The sequence below is a fragment of the Kocuria sp. U4B genome (genome assembly GCF_054875615.1).
On the sequence record NZ_CM142180.1, the window covers coordinates 1,168,588 to 1,188,121 of the forward strand.

At 74.4% G+C, this 19,534-nt stretch carries 20 protein-coding genes and 3 tRNA genes; 6 read left to right on the plus strand and 17 right to left on the minus strand.

Annotation, left to right across the window (positions count from 1 at the left end; genetic code table 11):
* Positions 1–72: 72 nt before the first annotated feature.
* The 7 genes from ACYSMR_RS05525 to ACYSMR_RS05555 form a co-directional block, all read right to left on the minus strand.
* Positions 73–146, minus strand: a tRNA-Met gene (locus ACYSMR_RS05525).
* A gap of 60 nt (positions 147–206) precedes the next feature.
* A tRNA-Thr gene (locus ACYSMR_RS05530) sits at positions 207–278 on the minus strand.
* A 270-nt stretch (positions 279–548) separates the two neighbouring features.
* Positions 549–806, minus strand: a complete 258-nt coding sequence (locus tag ACYSMR_RS05535) for a hypothetical protein (RefSeq protein WP_461747598.1) — start codon at positions 804–806, stop codon at positions 549–551.
* Positions 803–1,147 (minus strand): hypothetical protein, encoded by a 345-nt coding sequence (locus tag ACYSMR_RS05540; RefSeq protein WP_461747599.1) that lies wholly within the window; start codon positions 1,145–1,147, stop codon positions 803–805. The genes ACYSMR_RS05535 and ACYSMR_RS05540 overlap by 4 nt, the downstream gene beginning before the upstream one ends.
* Positions 1,144–1,581 (minus strand): hypothetical protein, encoded by a 438-nt coding sequence (locus tag ACYSMR_RS05545; RefSeq protein ID WP_461747600.1) that lies wholly within the window; start codon positions 1,579–1,581, stop codon positions 1,144–1,146. The genes ACYSMR_RS05540 and ACYSMR_RS05545 overlap by 4 nt, the downstream gene beginning before the upstream one ends.
* Before the next feature lie 183 nt (positions 1,582–1,764).
* The gene (locus ACYSMR_RS05550; protein ID WP_461747601.1) at positions 1,765–3,633 is read right to left on the minus strand and encodes a DEAD/DEAH box helicase; all 1,869 of its coding nucleotides are present in this window, start codon (positions 3,631–3,633) and stop codon (positions 1,765–1,767) included.
* Between the two features lie 246 nt (positions 3,634–3,879).
* Positions 3,880–5,325 carry a DUF2079 domain-containing protein gene (locus tag ACYSMR_RS05555; protein WP_461747602.1) on the minus strand — a complete coding sequence of 482 codons (1,446 nt, stop codon included), beginning with the start codon at positions 5,323–5,325 and terminating at the stop codon, positions 3,880–3,882.
* A gap of 79 nt (positions 5,326–5,404) precedes the next feature.
* Between ACYSMR_RS05555 and ACYSMR_RS05560 the strand changes: the two genes are divergently transcribed.
* Together ACYSMR_RS05560 and ACYSMR_RS05565 are read left to right on the plus strand one after the other, a co-directional pair.
* Positions 5,405–6,397 (plus strand): DNA-3-methyladenine glycosylase family protein, encoded by a 993-nt coding sequence (locus ACYSMR_RS05560; protein ID WP_461747603.1) that lies wholly within the window; start codon positions 5,405–5,407, stop codon positions 6,395–6,397.
* A 68-nt stretch (positions 6,398–6,465) separates the two neighbouring features.
* Positions 6,466–7,185: a VIT1/CCC1 transporter family protein gene (locus ACYSMR_RS05565; protein WP_461747604.1), complete on the plus strand. Its 720-nt coding sequence runs from the start codon at positions 6,466–6,468 to the stop codon at positions 7,183–7,185.
* 82 nt (positions 7,186–7,267) lie between these two features.
* On the opposite strand, the gene ACYSMR_RS05570 is transcribed toward ACYSMR_RS05565, so the two are convergent.
* Positions 7,268–7,645: a thioredoxin family protein gene (locus tag ACYSMR_RS05570; protein ID WP_251332907.1), complete on the minus strand. Its 378-nt coding sequence runs from the start codon at positions 7,643–7,645 to the stop codon at positions 7,268–7,270.
* Between the two features lie 121 nt (positions 7,646–7,766).
* Here ACYSMR_RS05570 and ACYSMR_RS05575 point away from each other — a divergent pair, with 121 nt between their 5' ends.
* Positions 7,767–8,804 (plus strand): LLM class flavin-dependent oxidoreductase, encoded by a 1,038-nt coding sequence (locus ACYSMR_RS05575; RefSeq protein WP_461747605.1) that lies wholly within the window; start codon positions 7,767–7,769, stop codon positions 8,802–8,804.
* A gap of 29 nt (positions 8,805–8,833) precedes the next feature.
* On the opposite strand, the gene ACYSMR_RS05580 is transcribed toward ACYSMR_RS05575, so the two are convergent.
* The 4 genes from ACYSMR_RS05580 to ACYSMR_RS05595 all read right to left on the minus strand — a co-directional run bounded on the left by ACYSMR_RS05580 (position 8,834) and on the right by ACYSMR_RS05595 (position 11,336).
* Positions 8,834–9,502, minus strand: a complete 669-nt coding sequence (locus tag ACYSMR_RS05580; RefSeq protein ID WP_251332905.1) for a class F sortase — start codon at positions 9,500–9,502, stop codon at positions 8,834–8,836.
* A 93-nt stretch (positions 9,503–9,595) separates the two neighbouring features.
* Complete coding sequence (locus ACYSMR_RS05585) at positions 9,596–10,270, minus strand: hypothetical protein (RefSeq protein ID WP_461747606.1); 675 nt, start codon at positions 10,268–10,270, stop codon at positions 9,596–9,598.
* A 521-nt stretch (positions 10,271–10,791) separates the two neighbouring features.
* Positions 10,792–10,873: transfer RNA gene (locus tag ACYSMR_RS05590), tRNA-Tyr, on the minus strand.
* 139 nt (positions 10,874–11,012) lie between these two features.
* Positions 11,013–11,336: a hypothetical protein gene (locus tag ACYSMR_RS05595; RefSeq protein ID WP_461747607.1), complete on the minus strand. Its 324-nt coding sequence runs from the start codon at positions 11,334–11,336 to the stop codon at positions 11,013–11,015.
* 139 nt (positions 11,337–11,475) lie between these two features.
* On the opposite strand from ACYSMR_RS05595, the gene ACYSMR_RS05600 reads away from it, so the two are divergent.
* Positions 11,476–11,967 (plus strand): YajQ family cyclic di-GMP-binding protein, encoded by a 492-nt coding sequence (locus ACYSMR_RS05600; RefSeq protein WP_251332890.1) that lies wholly within the window; start codon positions 11,476–11,478, stop codon positions 11,965–11,967.
* 739 nt (positions 11,968–12,706) lie between these two features.
* Here the strand turns inward: ACYSMR_RS05600 and ACYSMR_RS05605 are convergent.
* The 3 genes from ACYSMR_RS05605 to ACYSMR_RS05615 all read right to left on the minus strand — a co-directional run bounded on the left by ACYSMR_RS05605 (position 12,707) and on the right by ACYSMR_RS05615 (position 15,607).
* On the minus strand, positions 12,707–13,753 hold the full coding sequence (locus tag ACYSMR_RS05605) for a hypothetical protein (RefSeq protein ID WP_461747608.1): 1,047 nt from the start codon (positions 13,751–13,753) through the stop codon (positions 12,707–12,709).
* Positions 13,754–14,715: 962 nt separating this feature from the next.
* Positions 14,716–14,940, minus strand: a complete 225-nt coding sequence (locus ACYSMR_RS05610) for a hypothetical protein (RefSeq protein ID WP_461747609.1) — start codon at positions 14,938–14,940, stop codon at positions 14,716–14,718.
* A 364-nt stretch (positions 14,941–15,304) separates the two neighbouring features.
* Positions 15,305–15,607, minus strand: a complete 303-nt coding sequence (locus ACYSMR_RS05615) for a hypothetical protein (protein ID WP_461747610.1) — start codon at positions 15,605–15,607, stop codon at positions 15,305–15,307.
* Positions 15,608–16,034: 427 nt separating this feature from the next.
* On the opposite strand from ACYSMR_RS05615, the gene ACYSMR_RS05620 reads away from it, so the two are divergent.
* Complete coding sequence (locus ACYSMR_RS05620; protein ID WP_461747611.1) at positions 16,035–16,295, plus strand: hypothetical protein; 261 nt, start codon at positions 16,035–16,037, stop codon at positions 16,293–16,295.
* A gap of 100 nt (positions 16,296–16,395) precedes the next feature.
* On the opposite strand, the gene htpX is transcribed toward ACYSMR_RS05620, so the two are convergent.
* Positions 16,396–17,277, minus strand: coding sequence for a zinc metalloprotease HtpX (gene htpX, locus ACYSMR_RS05625; protein ID WP_251333011.1), 882 nt, complete (start codon positions 17,275–17,277; stop codon positions 16,396–16,398).
* A gap of 198 nt (positions 17,278–17,475) precedes the next feature.
* Here htpX and ACYSMR_RS05630 point away from each other — a divergent pair, with 198 nt between their 5' ends.
* The gene (locus ACYSMR_RS05630; protein WP_461747612.1) at positions 17,476–17,964 is read left to right on the plus strand and encodes a Fur family transcriptional regulator; all 489 of its coding nucleotides are present in this window, start codon (positions 17,476–17,478) and stop codon (positions 17,962–17,964) included.
* Between the two features lie 10 nt (positions 17,965–17,974).
* On the opposite strand, the gene ACYSMR_RS05635 is transcribed toward ACYSMR_RS05630, so the two are convergent.
* Positions 17,975–19,381, minus strand: coding sequence for an SseB family protein (locus tag ACYSMR_RS05635; RefSeq protein ID WP_461747613.1), 1,407 nt, complete (start codon positions 19,379–19,381; stop codon positions 17,975–17,977).
* Between the last annotated feature and the right edge of the window lie 153 nt (positions 19,382–19,534).

Genomic DNA, 19,534 nt, shown 5'->3' on the forward strand with positions numbered 1-19,534 from the left:
CCGCGGCACCGGGGAAACGGGCGGGGGAACGACAAAAGCCCGTGACCGGCAAGGATCACGGGCTTGTCGCCGTAGCGGTGGACGGGCTCGATCCGTCGACCTCACGATTATGAGTCGTGCGCTCTAACCAGCTGAGCTACACCGCCAGGTAGATGAGAACCCGTGGGAACCGGCCGGAGGGCCGGGCCACGGGAGCTCATCATGAGAGCCCCGACCGGGAATCGATCCCGGGACCTCCATCTTACCAAGATGGCGCTCTACCACTGAGCTATCGGGGCAACGACGAAGACTCTACCAGCACGTTTCGGCAAAACAAAAATCGGCCCGGGCGTTCCCGGCGGGGGCTCCCGGGGACCCGGACCGGTCCCGACCAGGACCTCAGCCGTCGCCCCCGGGGTCCTCCGCGTCGCCTCCCGGGCCCTCCCCGAAGTCGTCCGCGATATCGTCCGTGTCGTCGTCCCCGTCGCCGACGGGCGGAGCGGGCTGCACGGGCACCGGCACCTGCGCCGGTGGAGCGGGAGGTGCCGCAGGCGCGGCCGGCCCGCCCGTCACGCTCGTCGCGCTCCTCGCCCCGTCCGGGAACGGACCCCCGGACGGGTCCGCGCCGGGGGCGGCGGAGCCCCGCCGTCCCGGGCGGGCTCCGGCGAGCCGTCCGGGGAGCGGTCCGGGGAGGATCCGGGTGCGCCCGTGACGGCGACCCCGTCGCGCACGACCTCGACCCGCTCCGTGCCGGTGGCGGCGCCCCACAGCAGCACCGCGAGGACCGTGACGACCACGAGGGAGAGGGCCGACCAGAGGATCTTCATGGCGCCCGGTGTCCCGGAACGGCGTGAGACGGGCATGAGAACATGAGGGCCCCCTCACCGGCGGGAGGTCCGCCCGCGAGGAGGTCGTCGAGCAGCTGCTGGGCCAGGCCCCGCCGGCGCGGGCGTAAGGTGCAGACGCACGCGGGGCGCAGACGGGTGACGGGGGCGGTGACCCGGCCGACCATGACACAGGCGGCCAGCCCGGCGACGACCATCGCCAGCCCTGCGATGACGAGGTAGCGCCACAGGGACGCCAGCACGATGTCCCGCTGGGCGCTCATGTCGAAGCCCACCACGAGGTAGCCCTGCCGGGGGTCCTCGTCGAGGCGCACGGAGATCACCCCCAGGCGCAGCGCGCGCCCGTCCTGCTCGTGGTCGAAGACGACCGTCCGGCCCGGGCGGGCGCGCTCGGCGACCGCGGCGACGGTGGCCGGGGCGTCGAGCTGGAATCGGGACCGGTGCGCGTGCTCGAAGGCCGGCTCCCCGTCGACGAGCACGAGGATGCTCTCGTGCTCCCCGGCACGGTTGTGGTCATGAACGTGCAGAACAGCTGGGCGACGTCGGTGAACGGCTCCTCGGCCGTGGCGTCGAGGTCCTCGGACGGGGACGCGTCGGGGCCCAGCGGACCGCGCTGGGCCAGCCGCTGCAGCTCCCCGGCCGCCTGCACGATGTCCTGGCGCACGGACTCGTCGAGGTCCACGAGCCGCAGGTAGTGGGTGAGCCCGCCCACCAGGAGCAGGGCCGCGGCGAGGAGGCCGAGGGTGGTGGCCAGCACGCGGGAACGGACGGACCTCAGCTCCGTCCGCGGCCTCTCCCAGCGTGCACTCGCCATGCGCCTCACCCCAGCGGCGGCGTGTGAGCGGCAGATGAAGGAACAGGACGAGGGGGACGGGCCGCTCGGCCCGTCCCCCTCGTCCTGTTCCCGTCGCCGTCCTCGGGGCGCGCTCGCGCCGCCGGGTCAGTACTTCTTCTGGCGCGGCTTGCGGAAGGGCCGGTCGCCGTCGCGGTCGGCCCGCTTGCCCTGGTAGCCGCCGCGGGACTCCCCGCCACGGGACTCCCCGCCGCGGGCGGGGGCGTTGCGGCGCGGCCGGTCCTGGTAGGAGGAGGTGCCCTTCGGGCGGGGACGCCCTCCGGCGGCCGGGCCGTGGTCGGCCTCGAGGTGGATCAGCTCGCCGTTGATCCGGGTGCCGGCGAGGCGGTCCAGGGTCGAGGCGGGCAGGTTCTCGGGCAGGCCCACGAGGGTGTGGGTGGAGCGGATGTCGATCGCGCCGATCTGGCCGCCGCTCAGGCCGCCCTCGTTGGTGAGGGCGCCCACGACGGAGCCGGGCGAGACGCGGTGGCGGTGGCCGACGGCCAGCCGGTAGGTGGCCATGCCCTTCTCCACGCGCGGCTCCCGGCGCGGGCGCTCGTCGCCGTCCCGGCCGCGGTCGCGGTCGCGGGTGCGCTGGACCGGCTCGGGGAGCTCCTCCACGAAGAAGGGCCGCCCGTCCTGGGCCATCACGGCGATCGCGGCGGCGATCTCCACCGCGTCGACGTCGTGCTCGTCCTGGTACTGCTCCACGAGCTCGCGGAACTGGGTGAGGTCCTCGGACTCCATGGTGTCGGTGATCTGCTGCGCGAACCGGTCCTTGCGGGTCTGGTTCACGTCCTCGGTGGAGGGCATGCGCATGAGCTCCACCGGCTGGCGGGTGGCCTTCTCGATGGCCCGCAGCAGGTACTTCTCCCGGGGGGTCATGAACAGGATGGCCTCGCCGGAGCGCCCGGCGCGGCCGGTGCGCCCGATCCGGTGCACGTAGGACTCGGTGTCGTGGGGGATGTCGTAGTTGACCACGAGGGAGATCCGCTCGACGTCGAGGCCGCGGGCGGCGACGTCGGTGGCCACGAGGATGTCGATCTTGCCGTCGCGCAGGGCCTCGACGGTGCGCTCGCGCATGTTCTGCGGGATGTCGCCGTTGATGGCGGCGGCGGTGTAGCCGCGGCTCTTGAGCCGGTCGGCGACCTCCTCCGTGGCGGCCTTGGTGCGCACGAAGACGATGACGCCGTCGTAGTCGCCGACCTCGAGGATGCGGGTCATGGCCTCCATCTTGTGGGAGCCCATCACCTGCAGGTAGCGCTGGCGGGTGTTCGTGCCGGTCGTGGTCTTGCCCTTGACCGCGATCTCCTGCGGGTCGCGCAGGTACTGCTTGGCGATCTTGCGGATGGCGGGAGGCATGGTCGCGGAGAACAGGGCGACCTGCTTCTCGACGGGCGTCTGGGAGAGGATCTCCTCGACGTCCTCGGCGAAGCCCATGCGCAGCATCTCGTCGGCCTCGTCGAGGACCACGTACTGCAGGTGGGACAGGTCCAGGGAGCCCTTCTTGAGGTGGTCGATCACGCGCCCGGGAGTGCCGACGACGACCTGGGCGCCGCGGCGCAGGCCGGCCAGCTGGGGGCCGTAGGGCGAGCCGCCGTAGACGGGCAGGACGGTGAAGTCCTCGAGGTGGGTGGCGTAGGAGGAGAACGCCTCGCCGACCTGGAGGGCGAGCTCGCGGGTCGGGGCGAGCACGAGCACCTGGGTGTCGCGGGAGACGCCGTTGACGTCGGCGAGCTCGGCGAGCCGGGACAGGGCGGGGATCGCGAACGCGGCGGTCTTGCCGGTGCCGGTCTGGGCCAGGCCCACGACGTCGTTGCCCCGGAGCAGCACCGGGATGGTGGCTTCCTGGATCGGCGTGGGCGTCTCGTAGCCGAGGTCCTCGACGGCGGAGAGCACGCGGGGGTCGATGCCGAGGTCGGCGAACGTGGTGGTGGGCTCGTCGGCGGTCTCGGGGGTGGCGGGGGTGTCGGACATGCAGGTTCCTCGTTCTGTGCGGGTGGCGGCCCGGGCGGTACCGGGTGGGGTGCCGGGGGCTGCGGCCACGGTGGGTGTCCGGACGTCCCTGCCAACCACTGGGTTCCCGCCTGCGGCGGGAGCGTCGGACACGGCGCGCGCGCGGCGCGGCCGAACACGATGCGCCTGGAGCGGCATCGCGTTGCACGAGAAAGTGAGGGAGTGACCGGATTCGGTCCTGTCAGTCTATCGCACGGGGGGCCCGGCTCAGCCCTGCCGCCGCACGACCACGAGGTGCTCCTCGTCACGCACGACGGCGTAGGGCGCGCCGTAGGCCTCCGTCGCGTACGCGGCGACGTCCCCGGGCGGGTTGCCGCCCCACGCGGCGCCCATCCGGTCCACCACCACGTAGTCGGGGGGCGGGTCCCCCGCGTTGCCGATCCAGTGCACGTCCGTGGTGGGCACCAGGTGGTGGAGCAGCGTCAGGTCCGTGCTCACGCTGGCCCCCTGGGGCAGGGCCGCGACGACCGCGGCCTTGGCCGCGGCCCGCGGGTCCGCCCGGTAGGCGGCCGGGTCGGCGAGGTCGCCGAGCGGGCGGCCGGGGACCAGCAGGAGCGCGACGGCGAGGGCCGCCCACGGGGCGGCCCGGGCCGCGCGCCGCAGCGGCCGGTGCGGGCCGCGGCGCAGCCGGAGCACCGCGTCGACCAGGGCGGCGAGCACGACCGGCATGACCACGGCGTTGTAGTGCCACTCCGTGCCCCAGTAGCCGTGGTTCGGGGAGAGCATCCGCCACAGCAGGGTCGGCAGGGCCACGAGCGCCAGCGGCGAGCGGAGCACGACCCCCACGCCCACGAGCAGCGTGGTCAGCCAGGTCAGGGCCTTCTGCGCGGGCACGACGAGGGAGACCACGGCGGCCAGCGGGTCGGCGAGCGCGGCCCCGGCGTCGAGCCGGTCGGCGTAGGCGAACTCCCCCGCGGGGTTGAGGGCGGGCAGCACCACGGCCACGGCGAGGACGGACCACGCCGCGCCCCAGGCCGCGAGCACGAATCCCAGTGCCGCCGCGCGGCGGTCCCCGGGGGCCTCCCGGCGCGCGCGCCAGGCCAGGACGAGCCCGAGCACGGCGACCGTGACGCCGAGGTCTTCCTTGACGAACGCGACGGGCGCGGCCCACGCCGCCGCGCCCGTCCAGCGCCGCTCCACGAGCGCGCCCAGGGACAGCGCGAGCAGGGGCAGGGCGAAGGCCACCTCGTGGAACTGCACGGCCACGGCCGCCTGCACCCCGAAGCTCAGCCCGTAGGCGAGGCCCAGCGCGGTGCCCGGCGCAGCCCCGAGGGCGCGCACCGCGCACCGGGTCAGGGCCCACGCCGAGACGGCCACGAGCACGTCCTGGACCACGAGCAGCGTCAGGGCCGAGGGGAACAGCGCGTAGACCGGCCCGAGCAGGACCAGCAGCGGGTGGAAGTGGTCGCCCAGCAGGTTGTAGCCGTGGCCCTTGATGTCCACGCGGGGACCCTCGCCGGCGGCGTAGGACTTCGCGAGCTGCGTGAAGATGCCCAGGTCCCAGGACGGCACCTCCCAGCGGTGCCACTGCAGCAGCGACCACCAGAGGTAGAGGACCAGCACGAGGACGCCCACGGCCACCGGCAGCAGGCGCGCCCCGCGGCCCGGGGCGGTCGCGGGGGCCGCGGGGCGCGGGAGGGCGGTGGCGGGCATGGCGCGGGGCTTCTCCGGGGCTTCCTCGGGGAACGTCCGGGGGCGCACGGACGTCGGACAGGACTGCCATCATGGTCTCATGCCCTCCTCCGCCTCCCCCGCGCCGGCCGCGCCCGCGCGCCCGGCCGCGGACGGCGAGCTCGTCTGGGACCCGGACGGTCCCGTGCACCTGGGCCAGACCCTCGGGGTGCTCTCCCGCGGCGCCGCGGACCCCCTGGTGCGGGTGCTCGCCCCCGACGTCGTGTGGGTCGTGGCCCGCACCGCCGCCGGGCCGGTCTCGGCGCGCTTCTCCCGCGCCGGGACGGGGTCCCCGCTGCACCGTCCCGTGCTCGTGCGCACGTGGGGCCCGGGGGCCGAGCAGTTCCTGGCGGAGGCCCCGCGCTGGGCCGGGGCGGAGGACTCCTGGGCGCGCTTCGAGGCCTCCGAGGCCTTCCGCGCCCTGCCCCACCGGCTGCTCGCCGCCCGGCACCACCACCCCGGGCTGCGGCTGCCCTCCACGGGGCGGGTCCTGGACCGCGCCGTGGTCTCGGTGCTGGAGCAGCGCGTCACGGTCCGGGAGGCCGTGGCCGCCCACCGGCAGCTCGTGCGCCGGTACGGCGAACCCGCCCCGGGGCCCGCCCCCGGCGGGATGCGCGTCCCGCCGACCGCCGGGGCGTGGGCGGCCGTGCCCGTGTGGGAGTGGCACCGCGCCGGGGTCGACGGCGCCCGTGCGGCCACGGTGCGGCGCGTCGCCGAGCGGGCGGCGGCCCTGGAGCGGCTGGGCCGGGCGCCGCTGGACGCGGACCTGCACCGCGGCCTGCGCTCGATCCCCGGCCTGGGGCCGTGGACGGTCGCCGAGATCGTCCAGTGCACGCACGGGGACCCGGACTCGGTGAGCGTCTTCGACTTCCACCTCGCCACGTGGGTGTGCTGGTTCTTCGACCGCCGCCCCGGCGACGACCGCCGGATGCTCGAGCTGCTCGAGCCGTGGCGGGGCGACCGGCAGCGGGTCGTGCGGCTGCTGCGCGCCTCGGGCTTCCGCAAGCCGTCGTTCGCGCCGCGGCTGCACCCGGAGGACCACCGGAGGCGGTGAGCCCCCGGGCAGGTGAGGCAATCCTGTCCTTGCTGGCACGGTCCCGCCCACGGGCGTTGAATGGTGCCATGACCCAGGACCACCTCCTCACCGAGCCCCACGCCACCGGCTACACCGAGCGGATGAACAAGCTGCGCGCCGGGGTGCTCGGCGCCAACGACGGCATCGTCTCGGTCGCCGCGGTCGTGGTGGGCGTGGCCGGTGCCACGACGAGCACCGGCGCGATCCTCGTCGCCGGGACCGCGGCCCTGGTGGGCGGGGCCCTGTCCATGGCCCAGGGCGAGTACGTGTCGGTCTCCAGCCAGTCGGACTCCCAGCGGGCCCTGATCGCCAAGGAGAGGCGGGAGCTGGCGGAGATGCCCGAGGCCGAGCTCGAGGAGCTCGCGGGGATCTACGAGGCCAAGGGCCTGTCCGCCGAGACCGCCCACCGGGTGGCCCGGGAGCTCACCGCGCACGACGCCCTCGCCGCGCACCTCGACGCCGAGCTGAACATCAGCGAGGAGGACGTCGTCAGCCCGTGGAACGCCGCGGTCGCCTCCGCGCTGTCCTTCTTCCTCGGGGCCCTGCTGCCCATGCTCGCCATCCTCCTCCCGCCCGACGTGTGGCGGATCCCGGTGACGTTCGTCGCCGTGCTCGCCGCGCTCGGCCTCACCGGCTGGCTGGGCGCCAGGCTCGGCGAGGCCCCCCAGCGGGGCCGCGCGGCCCTGCGCATGGTGGTGGGCGGGGCGCTCGCCCTGGTCGCCACGTTCGCCATCGGCTCGCTGCTCGGCGTCACCGGCGTCGTCTGAGCCCGTCCCGGCCGCGGACGACGGCGGCGCCCCTCACCGCCGAAGGTGAGGGGCGCCGCCGTCGTCCGGGGGCGGGTGCCGCTCAGGCGCCCGGCGCGTCCGGGGACTGCTTGGCGACCTCGGCGCGGACCTCCTCCATGTCGAGGCCCTTGACGGCGTCGATCACCTGCTCGAGGGCGGAGGCGGGCAGCGCGCCCGGCTGGGAGAAGACGAGGATGCCCTCGCGGAAGGCCATCAGGGTGGGGATCGAGGAGATCTGCGCGGACGCGGCGAGCATCTGCTGGTCCTCGGTGTCGACCTTCCCGAACACGACGTCCGAGTGCTTCTCCGAGGCCGCCTCGTAGGTGGGGGCGAACTGCTTGCAGGGGCCGCACCAGTCGGCCCACCAGTCGAGCAGGACGATGTCGTTCTCGGCGATGGTCTGGCCCAGGGTGTCCTGGGTGATGTCAACGGTAGCCATGCCTCCAGCGTAGGCGCCGGGCCGCGCGCGGGCACAGCATTTCACTCGTGGCACAAGGCCGGCCCGCCGGGCGCGGGGCGCGCTCCCTAGACTGGAGACCGGACCCGCGTTCGGAGGCGCCATGAGCTTCGAGATCGGCATCTTCTCCCTGGGCGAGGTCGCCCCGGATCCCGTCTCGGGCGCCCGCCCGGACAGCCGGCAGCGCCTGCGGGACATCATCGAGCAGGCCGAGGCCGCCGAGGACGCCGGGCTGGCCGTGATGGGCGTCGGGGAGAACCACGGCACGGACGTGGTGGCGGCCTCCCCCGTGGTGCTGCTGTCCGCGATCGCCGGGCGCACCCGGCGGCTGCGGCTGACCACCGCCGTCTCCGTGCTCCCGGCCGGTGACCCCGTGCGGCTCTACGAGCAGATCGCCATGCTGGACAACATCTCGGGCGGGCGCGCCGAGATGATCGTGGGCCGGGGGGCGTCCGAGAGGGTGCTGCGGGCGCTGGGGCTCGGGGGCCAGGACCCCGACGCCCTGTTCGAGGAGAAGCTGCTGCAGCTGCTGCAGGTGCTCGAGACGAGCCCCGTCACCTTCGACGGCGCCCTCACCCGCCACGCCGCGGAGCTGGACATCGAGCCGCGGCCCCTCCAGGAGGGGCTGCCCCTGTGGGTCGCCTCCTCCGGGAACCTGCGCTCCGTCGTGCGCGCCGCCGCGCTCGGCCTCCCCCTGGCCCTGCTGCGCACCCACGGCCCGTACGCCGAGGCGGTGGAGACGGTGGCCGTCTACCGCCGGTCCCTCGGCGAGTTCGGCCGCGACACCGCCACACCGGTGAGCCTCAACGTGCCCGGGTTCGTGGCCCGCACCACGGAGCAGGCACGGGAGGCGAGCTATCCGTACTTCGCCGCCGGCGCCCGCAGCCACGGGCCCATCGTGCCGGAGGACCCGCGCTGGAGCCGGGCGGAGTACGACCGGGAGTGCGCCCCCGAGGGGTCCCTCGTGGTGGGCGACGTCGACGAGGTCGTGGCGAAGATCGTGGCCCAGCAGCGTGCCCTGGGGCACGAGCGGCTGCTGCTGCGGATGGACGCCGGCGGGGTCCCGCACCCCCTGACGATCGACGCGATCGCCCTGCTCGGGACGGAGGTGCTCCCGCGCGTGCGCTCGGCACTGGGCTGAGCCGGCCCCGCCGGCTCAGGGGATCCGGGTCAGCGGGCGGGGGACGCCGTGACGACGACGTTGCGGCCCCACAGGTCCTCGGTGTAGCAGCTGATGATCACCAGCCGGTTGGGCACGACGTTCCAGATGTCGCTGTCCTTGAGGGTGTCCTTGTCGTGGGTGACCACGGAGTCCACCACGTAGTCCACCGTCCCGGTCTCCGTGCGGACCTGGACCTCGCTGCCGATCAGGGACGGGTCGCTCAGGGCGTTGAAGGGGGCCTCGCGGCCCTCGAAGCTGTGCCCGGCGATGTAGGTGGTGTTCCGGGAGCCCGCGCCGGGCGTGCCGTACGGGGTGAGCCAGTAGCCGTCGGGCGTCTCCGGCGGGACCAGGGACTGGGCGGCGAGGTCCTGCTCGGTGGGGGTGAGCGGCAGGACGGGGACGTCGAGGCCCGCGTCCGGCACGCTGAGCCCCACGGGCGCGGCCGCCCGCGGCGCGTCCCCCGGGGGCTCCGGCGCGGTCGTCGCCGAGGTCCCGCCCGGGCCGGGCGTCCGGCTCGCGGACACGGACGGCGCCGCGGGGTCGGCGGCGGAGGGCTCCCCCTCCCAGGGCTGGGCCACGAGGACGGCGGCGCCCAGCGCGAGCGCCCCCAGGGCCGCGGCGGGGGCGGCCCAGCGCGGGCGGCGCGCCGGCGGTTCCGTGGGCTGTGCGGGATCCATGCGGACGGCTCCTGGGGCAGGGGTGGGGGTCGGGGACAATGCTATGCCCCGGTGCCGCAGGGCAGCGGCACCGGGGCGGTCGGCATCGTGGGATCAGACGCGCGCGCGGCGGCGCATCCGCAGGGCCACGGCGGCGGAGGCTGCGGCACCGGCGGCCAGGAGGGCGGCCAGCGGGGCGGCGTCGGTCTCCTCGGCCTGGGCGGTGTCCACGTTCAGACCGGTGTTGGTGCCGGTGTCCGTGCCGCTCCCGTCGTCCTCGCCCGAGTCGACGGTGCCGGCCGGGGCCAGCCCGCCGCAGCTCGCCTCGAACAGCGCCACGAGGTCGGCGCCGTTCTCCATGAACACCAGGCCCTCGGCGCGGGCGTCCAGGGCGACGGCCTGGAAGTTCGCCGCGGCGGCGGCGGAGGCCGCGTAGGCGTCGTCGACCGCCGGGTCGTCGGTGGACTCGGCGTAGGACTGCTGCAGGTCCGCGATCGCGGTCCAGGCACCCTGGGCGCGGTCGAGGGTGGAGTCGTTCACGATGGCGTCCTCCAGCACGGCCTGCTGGGCCTGGAGCTGCGCGAGGACGCCCTCGTCGGCCACGAGGGAGTTGAAGTGCACGCCCGTGTCGTGGAGCTCGTCGGCGGCGGTGATCAGGTTGCTCACCGTGGTACCGGCCCCGGGAGCGGTGCAGGTGTCGGCGTAGGCGGCCGGGGTGCCCAGGAACAGGCCTCCCGCCAGGACAGCGGCCGACGAACCGGCGGCCACCCATTTCTTCACAGCAGTCATGTCGGTGTATCTCCTCAGCCGTGTCGGCCCCCTGGGCCCGCCCGCAGGCGGCAGCGCCCGGCAGACCGACCCATGGCGTCCCGGGCGCGCACCGGGGACCGTCGCAGGAGTCGTCGTGCTGCCGGTCATCCGGTGCGGGGGGTTCCCACGGTCAGCTCGGCGATGCTGAACCGTGCCCGGATGACTGCTGCACTCCCCAACATATAGGAAATCTCATACTGTTCGCATCGGTTAACGCAGTGTTTGCACAGCGTCGCGTCACAGTCGGGGCCGTCACCGCCGGGGTTCCGGGCCCCACCAGGGCCGTCGCCCCTCACCGGACGGAAGGCGCCGCGCCCGGGCGAGGAGGCGGCCCGCGCCGCGACGGGGCCCAGCGTCCCGGAGGGGAGGGACCGCGCGGGCACGGCCCCGGCGCCGCGGCACGGCCGCTGCGTGGCCTCGGCGCTGCGGGGCCACGGGAAGACAGAAGCACCCCGGACCGGTGGTCCGGGGTGCTTCGCGATGTCCTGCGACATCACCCGTGGCAGATGAGGGATTCGAACCCCCGTAGGCATTGCCAGCTGATTTACAGTCAGCCCCCTTTGGCCGCTCGGGTAATCTGCCGGGGTTGCACTGCCGGGCCTCGCGGACCGGCAGCGGCGGCCCCCGCGTGCGGGAGCACTTCAACAGTACAGAAGATCGGGCGGGATGCGAAATTGCCGCCGCGCCCCGCGGTGGGCCCGTCGGCCCGGCCGTCGACCCCTCAGCCGGCGATCCTGCGGCTCACCTGCTGGAGGAACGCCGCGGCCTGGCGCTCGGTGATCTCGCCGTGGGTGATGGCCTCCGCCAGGTCCTGGGCCACGCCCGCGAGCCGCTCCGCCACCTCGGGGTCCAGCTCTCCCGCCCCCGTCGGCGCGGAGCCCGGGGCACCGTACGGGGACGCCGTCAGGGTGGCCGTGGCCATGGCCGGGGACAGGCCCAGGCCCGTCAGCAGGAGGACCGCCAGGGCGGTCGCCGCGACGGCGGGGCCGCGCCGGGTCCGGGAGGAACGGGGCACCACGTCGTCGGGATCCGTCGCTCTGCTCATGCCGCCATCCTCGGAGGCCGACCTGGACGGACCCTTGGGCGAAGGTCACGAAACGGTGACGGGACGCTCCCGGTAAACTGGAGGGCGAGTCCGGCGGGCACCCACCGGCCGCCCGCATCCCCGCAGCACAGGAGGCAGCATGGCCAGCGATTCCTCGTTCGACGTCGTCAGCAAGGTCGACAAGCAGGAGGTGTCCAACGCCCTGAACCAGGCGCAGAAGGAGATCGCCCAGCGGTACGACTTCAAGGGCGTCGGCGCCGACATCGACTTCTCCGGCGAGAAGATCCTCATGAAGGCGAACTCCGAGGAGCGCGTGAACGCCGTGCTGGACGTCTTCCAGTCCAAGCTCGTCAAGCGCGGGATCTCCCTGAAGTCCCTCGACGCCGGCGAGCCCTTCGCCTCCGGCAAGGAGTACCGCATCGAGGCGTCCGTCAAGGAGGGCATCGCCCAGGACCAGGCGAAGAAGATCACCAAGCTCATCCGCGACGAAGGGCCCAAGGGCGTCAAGGCGACCATCCAGGGCGACGAGCTGCGGGTCTCCTCCAAGTCCCGCGACGACCTGCAGGACGTCATCGCGCTGCTCAAGGGCTCGGAGCTCGAGGTCGACCTGCAGTTCATCAACTACCGCTGATCCGGGGCATCAGCCCCGGTCGGCGACGCGGGACTCTCCCGGAGTCGGCGCGGAGTCCGGAAGAGCTCCGAGAACCTGCTGACCCATGGGGCCGGCGGCAGCCCCGCGCGTGGTGTCCTCCGCGGTCGGCCCGGAGGCGGACAAGTGCCGGAGGTCGTGCAGTGGAGCGACCCCCGTCGGCCGGACCGGGGTGACGCGGGTTCCGTGGCGTCCCGTTCCGTGGAGTCCCGCTTCTGGATTCCTGGGCCAGGGTGGTGTGCGCCCGTTCGCACGCAACCGGTGAGACCCGGCCCAGCGCGCAGTGGCGCCTGCGCCGGCTCCCGAGGTGGTCGGAGATCGCGTTGGCCCGCTCGAGCCTCGCCCTCCAGCGGTGCCGGTCGAGCAGCTCGACCGGCACGCGCGACCCGGAGCGCTCCCTGAGACCGTTGCCGCAGCAGCCAGCGATCGGTCCCCTCGAGGGAACGAGCCCGGACTCCCCGGCCCGCTGGATGAACGCCCGGGAGCCGATCTGCACTGACGTGGTCGGCAGGGGATCACCGTCCCCCGCCGCCGGGGTGCGGTTCTGCACGGCCATCGACAGCGCACTGGTCCTCGGCGCGGCGGACTCCTGCGGCACCGCCTCCGGGATCAGCTCCACGGCCCGGGGGTGCTTGCCGTTCCGAGGGGCGGACACCGGCGCCCGCCCACCGCGCGATCCCTTCCACCGGCGGTGTCCTTGCCGGCCGGCCGGCTCCTCGGATCACCGCAGCCGCGCCTGCACCGTGCTCCCCGGCTGGCCGGAGAGCAGGCCCAGTTCCGCGCCCGGCCCGGTGAGGTAGCGGTGGAGACCGTGGGCGACGATGGTGTTGCCCAGCGCGTTCAGATGTCGGCGGTCACTGCCGACGATCGACCGCGGAGGCAGGCCCATCGCCAGCCACCGCCGGTCGTGGCGCGACGCACCGATGCGGTACGGGCGCAGGGCAGGCAGGTCCCACAGCTCCGGATCGCGCAGGTCGGCCATGACGTCGTGGTACTGCGCCCCGTACCGGCGACGGTGGGCGGCGTTGACTTCCTGCACCCGGTCCCAGCCGACCGTGCCGCGCCGGTCGGTGTAGGTGCACCACTGGCCCATGACCACCGAGGTGGCCGGCTCCACGGCATGGGTCGCCGCGGTGTCCGCGAGGACCCGGGGAATGTCCTCGATGTTGTTCTTGCCCATCCACAGCAGGTGCAGCCGGCCGCGGTCGGCTTCCTCCAGGCCGGTGTGCCACCGGACGGCCGCGCCCGGCTCCAGCGCGACCTCGTCCCCCGGCACGTCGCGGTGCAGGAGCACCGCGCCGCTGCGGCCCGGCACCGACTGGATCGAGCAGCGCACCCCTGCGACCGTGCCCGGGATCGGCCCGCACCTGCCGGGCACGCGCCCGTCGGCGCTCGCCACGGTGACCGAGCCCCGGCCCGGCAGGCTTCCGGTCCCCGTACCGGAGGCCAGGTCCAGGACGTAGGGGTGGTCGTGGCTGCGCATCGACAGGGTCTGCCACGAGACGTCACCGCTGACCGCCCGCGTGGTGCCGGGCACGTCGAGCAGTTCGGACAGCAGGCCCTCGATGCGCACGGGGCGGTAGCCGGGCGGGTGCTGCCGGGCCAGCTGGCTGGCGGCGGAGGATGATCCCCACAGCACGAACCCGTGGGGTGGCGCGCTGGGCGCCGGGAGGCGCCCCCCCAGGACCGTGACGGCCGCGAGCAGCACCCCGCCACTGAGCAGGGCCCGACGCGACGTCGCCGCGCCCCCCGGTCCGTTGCCGGACATGCGGTGCTTCGGTCCGTGCGCAGTGTTGCGCGCTGCGAACGGCTCGGCGAACTCCCCTGACACGACGCCCCCTACGATTCCCCCCGACCATGCTGTTAACTATGGTGAATTATTGAGGTGGCCCCGGCTGTCCACTCTTCTGCCCCGCGCCCGCCGGTGTCGCGCTTCCCTCTGCCACGCCCTCGGTCTCCTCGTCCCCGCACGGGCGCTCCAGGGACTGGCGCCCCGGACCATCGGCGGGCGACCCGGGGCCGTGTGGCGGCCACCAGCACCCGGCTCCAAGGCCCCGTGGGAGACGGGCCATGGGCGCGCTCCGACGAGATCGCAGCAGGGCCCGCCGCTCGTGGCGACGGGCGTTCGCCATACCCGGCGACTGGCCCCCTGGTCGGTGCCGTCCCGGTGGGACGTCCACGCGGAGGCTCCGGGAGGCGGGGCCGTGACCGCAGGAGCCGACATCGGCCGACGGAGCGCTCCGGTGGAACTCGGCCCCGCCATCCTGGGCCGAACCGGGCCGGCGGACCTTTCACGGGCTCTGCGGCCCGGCCGAGGATGGAGCCGCCGACGACGGCGTGGCTGCCGCAGCCCCGGGGAACTCGCCCTCCACCGTGCCGTCCGTGGAGCACCCCCGGTGGCCCGCTGCTGCACACCGACCGCGGAGCATCCGGCACCCATGGCGGCGCACTCCCCTGAGCCCCCTGCGTGACATCTCGACGCTGCACGCCCACGGTGACGGCGTGGTCGGCCCGGGTCCGGGACGAGGCGCCACCGTGGCCTGCGCCGGCTCCGCCGCCCCGACCACAGGCTGCGGCCCCCGGCGGACCGTCAGGGCTTCTCCACCACGTCCTCGTCGTCACGCAAGGCACGGTGAACCACTCCCCCGGCGGACGGGCAACGACGGATCAGCTCCCGGAACCCGACCTAGGGGCGGACCGGGTGGTGGCCCCTGGGGTGCGCGTGGCCGTTCAGTAGATCGGCCACGGGTCGCCCTGGAGGTCGTCGAGGGCGCCCGGGGCATCCTCGCCCGGCTCTCCCACTGGTGCAGCGCGGTGCTCGGCAGTGGAGTGGAGACCGGCTCGCACAGGGAAGTAATAGACGAGGACGACAGCGCACAGCAGCACCAGGGCATAGACGCAGGCGACGCCGGTCGGAGCGTCCAAGAACGAAAGCGATGTTTGCAGGGCCCCCATGGTGGTCAGTATGTGCGCGTTTCCATGCAGGGCGCGTCCGCTCTGCAGCCCACAAGGAGTGGGGCGCCCACCGGTCCCCGGACGGCAGGAGGACCGGGCGGACCCCTGGGGGTCGTGCATCCGCGGGCTGCCCGGCTCCGCAGCGAGTCCGCGGACGACCGGTCACCGGCCCACCACGGACAGTCACGGCAATCCCCGAACCACGCGGCCGGGAGGCGTCGGCAGGAACCGCCGAGCGCCCGGACCCGGCTCGCCGACGACCGCTGATCCGGGCCGTCCGCCCCGGTCGGCGAAAGCTCCGGGAGCCTGCCCCAGCACGGCCGGCCCGCGCGGCACCGGCGCCCGGGGACATGTCCTCACGGCCTCAGGCGGCGTGGGGCGCCTGTCGCACGGCGGCGAGACGGCGCAGCTGCGCCAGCGCCTCGTTGTCGCCGACGCCGAACCCGCGCTCCCACTGCGCGGCGTACTCCGCCGCCTCGTCCTCGGTGACGTCGGTCTGCGGGTACACCCCGGGTGCCCAGGGGTTGACGCGGATGGCCGCCAGGAGGGCGCTCCACTGCCCGGCCGGCCGGTCGAAGTCGTTCATCAGCATCCGGTGGTTCCATCCGGCGCGGCGGCCCATCCTCTGCGCGTCGGTGATGCGGGCGATGTGCATCGGGGTGGTCATCGGTACCAGCCTCCAGGGATCGGATGGACCGGACACCCGCCCGTCAGGGACGAGCGCCCGTCGTGCTCGACCGTCCACCTGCCGCCCACGTCCCCCGCGCGCATCGACACTGCACGACGCGCGGATCCGTGCGAGCCGGCAGGAACCGGTTCATCGGTACCTCCAGCAAGCCAGAACGCCGGTGAGCGCGGAAGCCCCCAGAAATGCCCCGTTGCCTGTGCCCGGAAGCGCGACGAAGATCGGAGCAACCACGGCCACCTGTGCCGAAGCGAGCGCCGACGCGGGCACTGCTCCCCGGACACCCCTCCGGCCGCGCACCATCGGCGTCACAGTCGCGAATACCGCGGGTCCACGCCTTATCTTTAGTAACACTGGATCACACGGCCGGGGGGCAACTGTGAAGGCATGGAAGAGGACAGCGGTGGGGGTGCTGACGTCCGGCGCGCTCGTGGCCGGCGCCTGGGTGACGCCGGCGGCCGCGGCGGACGGCAAGGTCGACGTGGCCGTCGGCACGAAGGTCGTCCTGGAGAACGTGAGCATCAAGCGCGCCGCGGCCCGGGCCGCGCGCCTGTGCGGGGGCGAGGCCAGCGACTTCACGGAGGCGGCGCACAAGGCGGACCGCACCGGCAAGCACGTGATCGTCTGCACGGCCAAGGGGTCGAAGAAGCACGTGTCCTTCAGGTCCTGACCTGCCGCCCGCCCGGGCCGGGGAACCCGGACCCCGACGACGATGACGGCGCCTCTCACCTTCCGTGGTGAGGGGCGCCGTCGCCTCGGCGGGGCGCGCGTCAGCGGCGCAGGCCGGCCATGCCCTCGAGCCGCGCCACCCGGTCGGCCGTCGGCGGGTGGGTGCGGAAGAGGCCCGCCACCCCGCCGCCGCGGAACGGGTTGGAGATCATCAGGTGGGAGGTGTTGACCAGCTTCTGGTCGGCCGGGTCCAGCGGCCGGGCGCTCGTGCCCATCTCGATCTTGCGCAGGGCCGAGGCCAGGGCCAGCGGGTCGCCGGTGAGCCGCGCGCCGTCCTCGTCGGCGTCGTACTCGCGCGTGCGGGAGACGGCCAGCTGGATGACGGTGGCGGCGACGGGCGCGAGGAACGCCATGAGCAGCCCCACCAGGGGGTTGCCGCGCTCGTCGCCCCGGCCGGCGCCGAAGATGGCCGCGAACTGCAGGGCCTGGGCCGCGGACGTGATGATGCCGGCGACGGCCGCGGCGATCGACGACGTCAGGATGTCCCGGTTGTAGACGTGCATCAGCTCGTGGCCGAGCACCCCGCGCAGCTCGCGCTCGTCGAGGATCTGCAGGATCCCCTCGGTGACGCACACGGCCGCGTTCTGCGGGTCGCGCCCGGTGGCGAAGGCGTTCGGGCTCATCGTGGGGGCGATGTACAGGCGTGGCATCGGCCGGTCCGCCCGCTGGGAGAGCTCCCGCACGATCCGGTAGTACCCCGGCGCCTGCTGCTCCGTGACGGGGATGGCCCGCATGGAGCGCAGGGCGATCTTGTCGCTGTTCCAGTAGCTGTAGGCGGTCGAGAGCAGCCCGATCAGGGCGAAGACCCAGATGAAGAGGCTGCTGCGCATGCTGCTCGCGACGACCCAGCCGATGGCGAGCAGCACCGCCCACATCCCGCCGAGCAGCAGGACGGTCTTGAGTCCGTTGTTGTGGTGGTGCATCACGGGCACGGCTCCTTCTGCCGGTGGCGTGGGGTCTGCGCTCAGCACAACGGCGGCGGAGGGCGCCGTCTTCCCGCTCCACCGTCCGCGCAGGCAGTTCCCAGGTTATTCCGAGCGTGTGTCCGGGCCCATCCCGCCCGCCGCCGGAGGACCCGCCTCGCTATTGTGAGTCCGTCGTGATAACGCTACGGTGGGGGCATGCAGACAACGGATCGTCCCGCACCCGCGGACTCCGGCCGGGCTGCGACGTGGTCGGACCGGCTGCGCTCCTCCGGTCGCCGCGTCACCAAGCAGCGGCTGGCCGTCCTCGACGCGGTCGACCGCCGTCCCCACTCGACCGCCGAGGACGTCGTCGCGGCGGTGCGCGAGGTGCTGCCGACGATCACGGTGCAGTCCGTGTACGTGGTGCTGTCCGATCTCACCGCCGTCGGGATGCTGCGCAAGTTCGAGCCGCCGGCCTCCCCGGCGCTGTACGAGACCCGCACCGAGGACAACCACCACCACGCGTACTGCGTGCGCTGCGGCGCGGTCTCCGACGTCGACTGCGCCGTCGGCCGCACGCCCTGCCTCACGCCCTCCGACGCCCACGGGATGCGCATGCTCTCCGCCGACGTGGTCTACCGCGGCATCTGCGCGAGCTGCCTCGCCGCCGAGGGCGAGCCCGCCGGCGGGCTCCCCGCCGGCTGAGCGGCCCCGCTCAGCCGCGTCCGGCGCCCCCGCCGGCGTCCTTCTCCGTGCCGGTCGCCGGGTCCGCGCCCGCGGCCGGGTCCGTCCCCGCGGTCCGGTCGACCAGCGCGAGCAGCTCCCGCAGCTGCTCGGCCGTCAGGGTGGCCACCGGGGGCCGGGCGTTGAGGCAGATCTTCTTCGCCCCGGCGTCGAGGGCGAAGCGCAGCGCCTGCCGCGACGGCGCGGAGCGCACCTCCAGCGCCGGGTCCAGCGCGGCGATCTCCGCCGCGGACGTGAACAGCAGCAGGGTGTCCGGGGCCGCGCCCTCCTCCTCCGGCTTCGCGTAGACGGGCACCGCGCGCCCGTCCCGCACCCGGGCCCCGAGCAGCAGCACCGCGTCGGGGGCCAGCAGCCCCGCGAGCAGCTGCGGCATGCTGTTGTCGAGCAGCGCGGCCTTGACGGCGTCGTTGCGGGGCGAGCGCATGGCCCACTCCACCTGGGGGCGCCCGATCCGGCAGCCCTGCCGCGCCGGGTCGATCACGAGATGGTCGTACTGGGCGTCGTCCACGAGCATCTGCAGGACCTTCACGGCGGGCTCGCGCAGCAGCACGGGCTGCCCGCCGCCCTCGTGGTGGCGCTCGAACATGGCCTGCGCCTCGGCGGCCGAGGTGTAGGCGGCCAGCGAGCGCGTCCCGTCCGCCTCGCCGAGCGTCTGGACCCGCAGCTGGGAGCCGGGGCCCACGGTCTCGCCGCCGGGACCCTCGACGAGGGTGCTCGCCGTGACGTCCAGCAGCAGGGACCCCGCCATGCACTGCCGGACGACCTCGATCATCCCGGCGTCGTCCGGGGCGCTCGCGAACCGGTCGATCGCGGCCCGCACCAGGGGGTGGACCACGCCCTCGCGCTCCGCCGCGCGCTCGGCGCCAGGCTCGAGCACCGGCAGCTCCACACCGTCCCGCCGCGCGAGCTCGCCCGCCCACGCGGGAGTCCGGGCCCGGGTGCGCGGGAACCGCTCCAGGTGCTCGAGCAGGTCCCGCGCCGTGTAGGGCCCCTCCGTGCCCCACGTGCCGGGCTCGCCGTCGAAGTCGTAGGTCCCGCCGATCCGGTAGGCGGGTTCGGGCCAGCCCTGCGCGAGGATCGCGACGGTCGCGGTGAACCAGGTCCCGCGGCCCGGCAGGTAGGAGCGCTCCCGCAGCTGCCGGACGGCGGGGATGACGGCGCTGTCCTCCTTGACGGGTCCCGCGGTGCCAGGGACCACCTGCTCGCCGCGCTGCTCGCGCACGCGCAGGTGCACGCGCTCGCCCTGGACCTTGAGGTCCACGATCATCCGGTCCCACCCCGGCTCGGTGCGCAGCACCGACAGCACCCACGAGCCGATGGTGTTGAGCAGCTCCTGCTGGCTGGGGCCGGAGGTGGCAGCGGCGGGGTTCTCGCTCATGCGGTGGCTCGTTCCCGGCCCGCACGGGGCCTGTTCGGATCGGGTGGACACGGGGCGGGGGCGGGCGGCCGGGCACGGCGGCGCCGGTCCGCACGCCTCGCGCCCACCCTACCGAAACGGGTGCCGCCCGCCCCGGGCCGGGCCCGTGTCCCG

Excerpts from the sequence above, each read along its gene's own strand:
- ACYSMR_RS05550 (WP_461747601.1), bottom strand. The coding sequence starts at position 3,633 with ATGTCCGACACCCCCGCCACCCCCGAGACCGCCGACGAGCCCACCACC.
- ACYSMR_RS05630 (WP_461747612.1), top strand. The coding sequence starts at position 17,476 with ATGCAGACAACGGATCGTCCCGCACCCGCGGACTCCGGCCGGGCTGCG.
- ACYSMR_RS05595 (WP_461747607.1), bottom strand. The coding sequence starts at position 11,336 with ATGAGCAGAGCGACGGATCCCGACGACGTGGTGCCCCGTTCCTCCCGG.
- ACYSMR_RS05605 (WP_461747608.1), bottom strand. The coding sequence starts at position 13,753 with ATGTCCGGCAACGGACCGGGGGGCGCGGCGACGTCGCGTCGGGCCCTG.
- ACYSMR_RS05555 (WP_461747602.1), bottom strand. The coding sequence starts at position 5,325 with ATGCCCGCCACCGCCCTCCCGCGCCCCGCGGCCCCCGCGACCGCCCCG.
- htpX (WP_251333011.1), bottom strand. The coding sequence starts at position 17,277 with ATGCACCACCACAACAACGGACTCAAGACCGTCCTGCTGCTCGGCGGG.
- ACYSMR_RS05635 (WP_461747613.1), bottom strand. The coding sequence starts at position 19,381 with ATGAGCGAGAACCCCGCCGCTGCCACCTCCGGCCCCAGCCAGCAGGAG.
- ACYSMR_RS05565 (WP_461747604.1), top strand. The coding sequence starts at position 6,466 with ATGACCCAGGACCACCTCCTCACCGAGCCCCACGCCACCGGCTACACC.
- ACYSMR_RS05580 (WP_251332905.1), bottom strand. The coding sequence starts at position 9,502 with ATGGATCCCGCACAGCCCACGGAACCGCCGGCGCGCCGCCCGCGCTGG.
- ACYSMR_RS05615 (WP_461747610.1), bottom strand. The coding sequence starts at position 15,607 with ATGACCACCCCGATGCACATCGCCCGCATCACCGACGCGCAGAGGATG.
- ACYSMR_RS05535 (WP_461747598.1), bottom strand. The coding sequence starts at position 806 with ATGAAGATCCTCTGGTCGGCCCTCTCCCTCGTGGTCGTCACGGTCCTC.
- ACYSMR_RS05575 (WP_461747605.1), top strand. The coding sequence starts at position 7,767 with ATGAGCTTCGAGATCGGCATCTTCTCCCTGGGCGAGGTCGCCCCGGAT.
- ACYSMR_RS05585 (WP_461747606.1), bottom strand. The coding sequence starts at position 10,270 with ATGACTGCTGTGAAGAAATGGGTGGCCGCCGGTTCGTCGGCCGCTGTC.
- ACYSMR_RS05570 (WP_251332907.1), bottom strand. The coding sequence starts at position 7,645 with ATGGCTACCGTTGACATCACCCAGGACACCCTGGGCCAGACCATCGCC.
- ACYSMR_RS05600 (WP_251332890.1), top strand. The coding sequence starts at position 11,476 with ATGGCCAGCGATTCCTCGTTCGACGTCGTCAGCAAGGTCGACAAGCAG.
- ACYSMR_RS05560 (WP_461747603.1), top strand. The coding sequence starts at position 5,405 with ATGCCCTCCTCCGCCTCCCCCGCGCCGGCCGCGCCCGCGCGCCCGGCC.
- ACYSMR_RS05610 (WP_461747609.1), bottom strand. The coding sequence starts at position 14,940 with ATGGGGGCCCTGCAAACATCGCTTTCGTTCTTGGACGCTCCGACCGGC.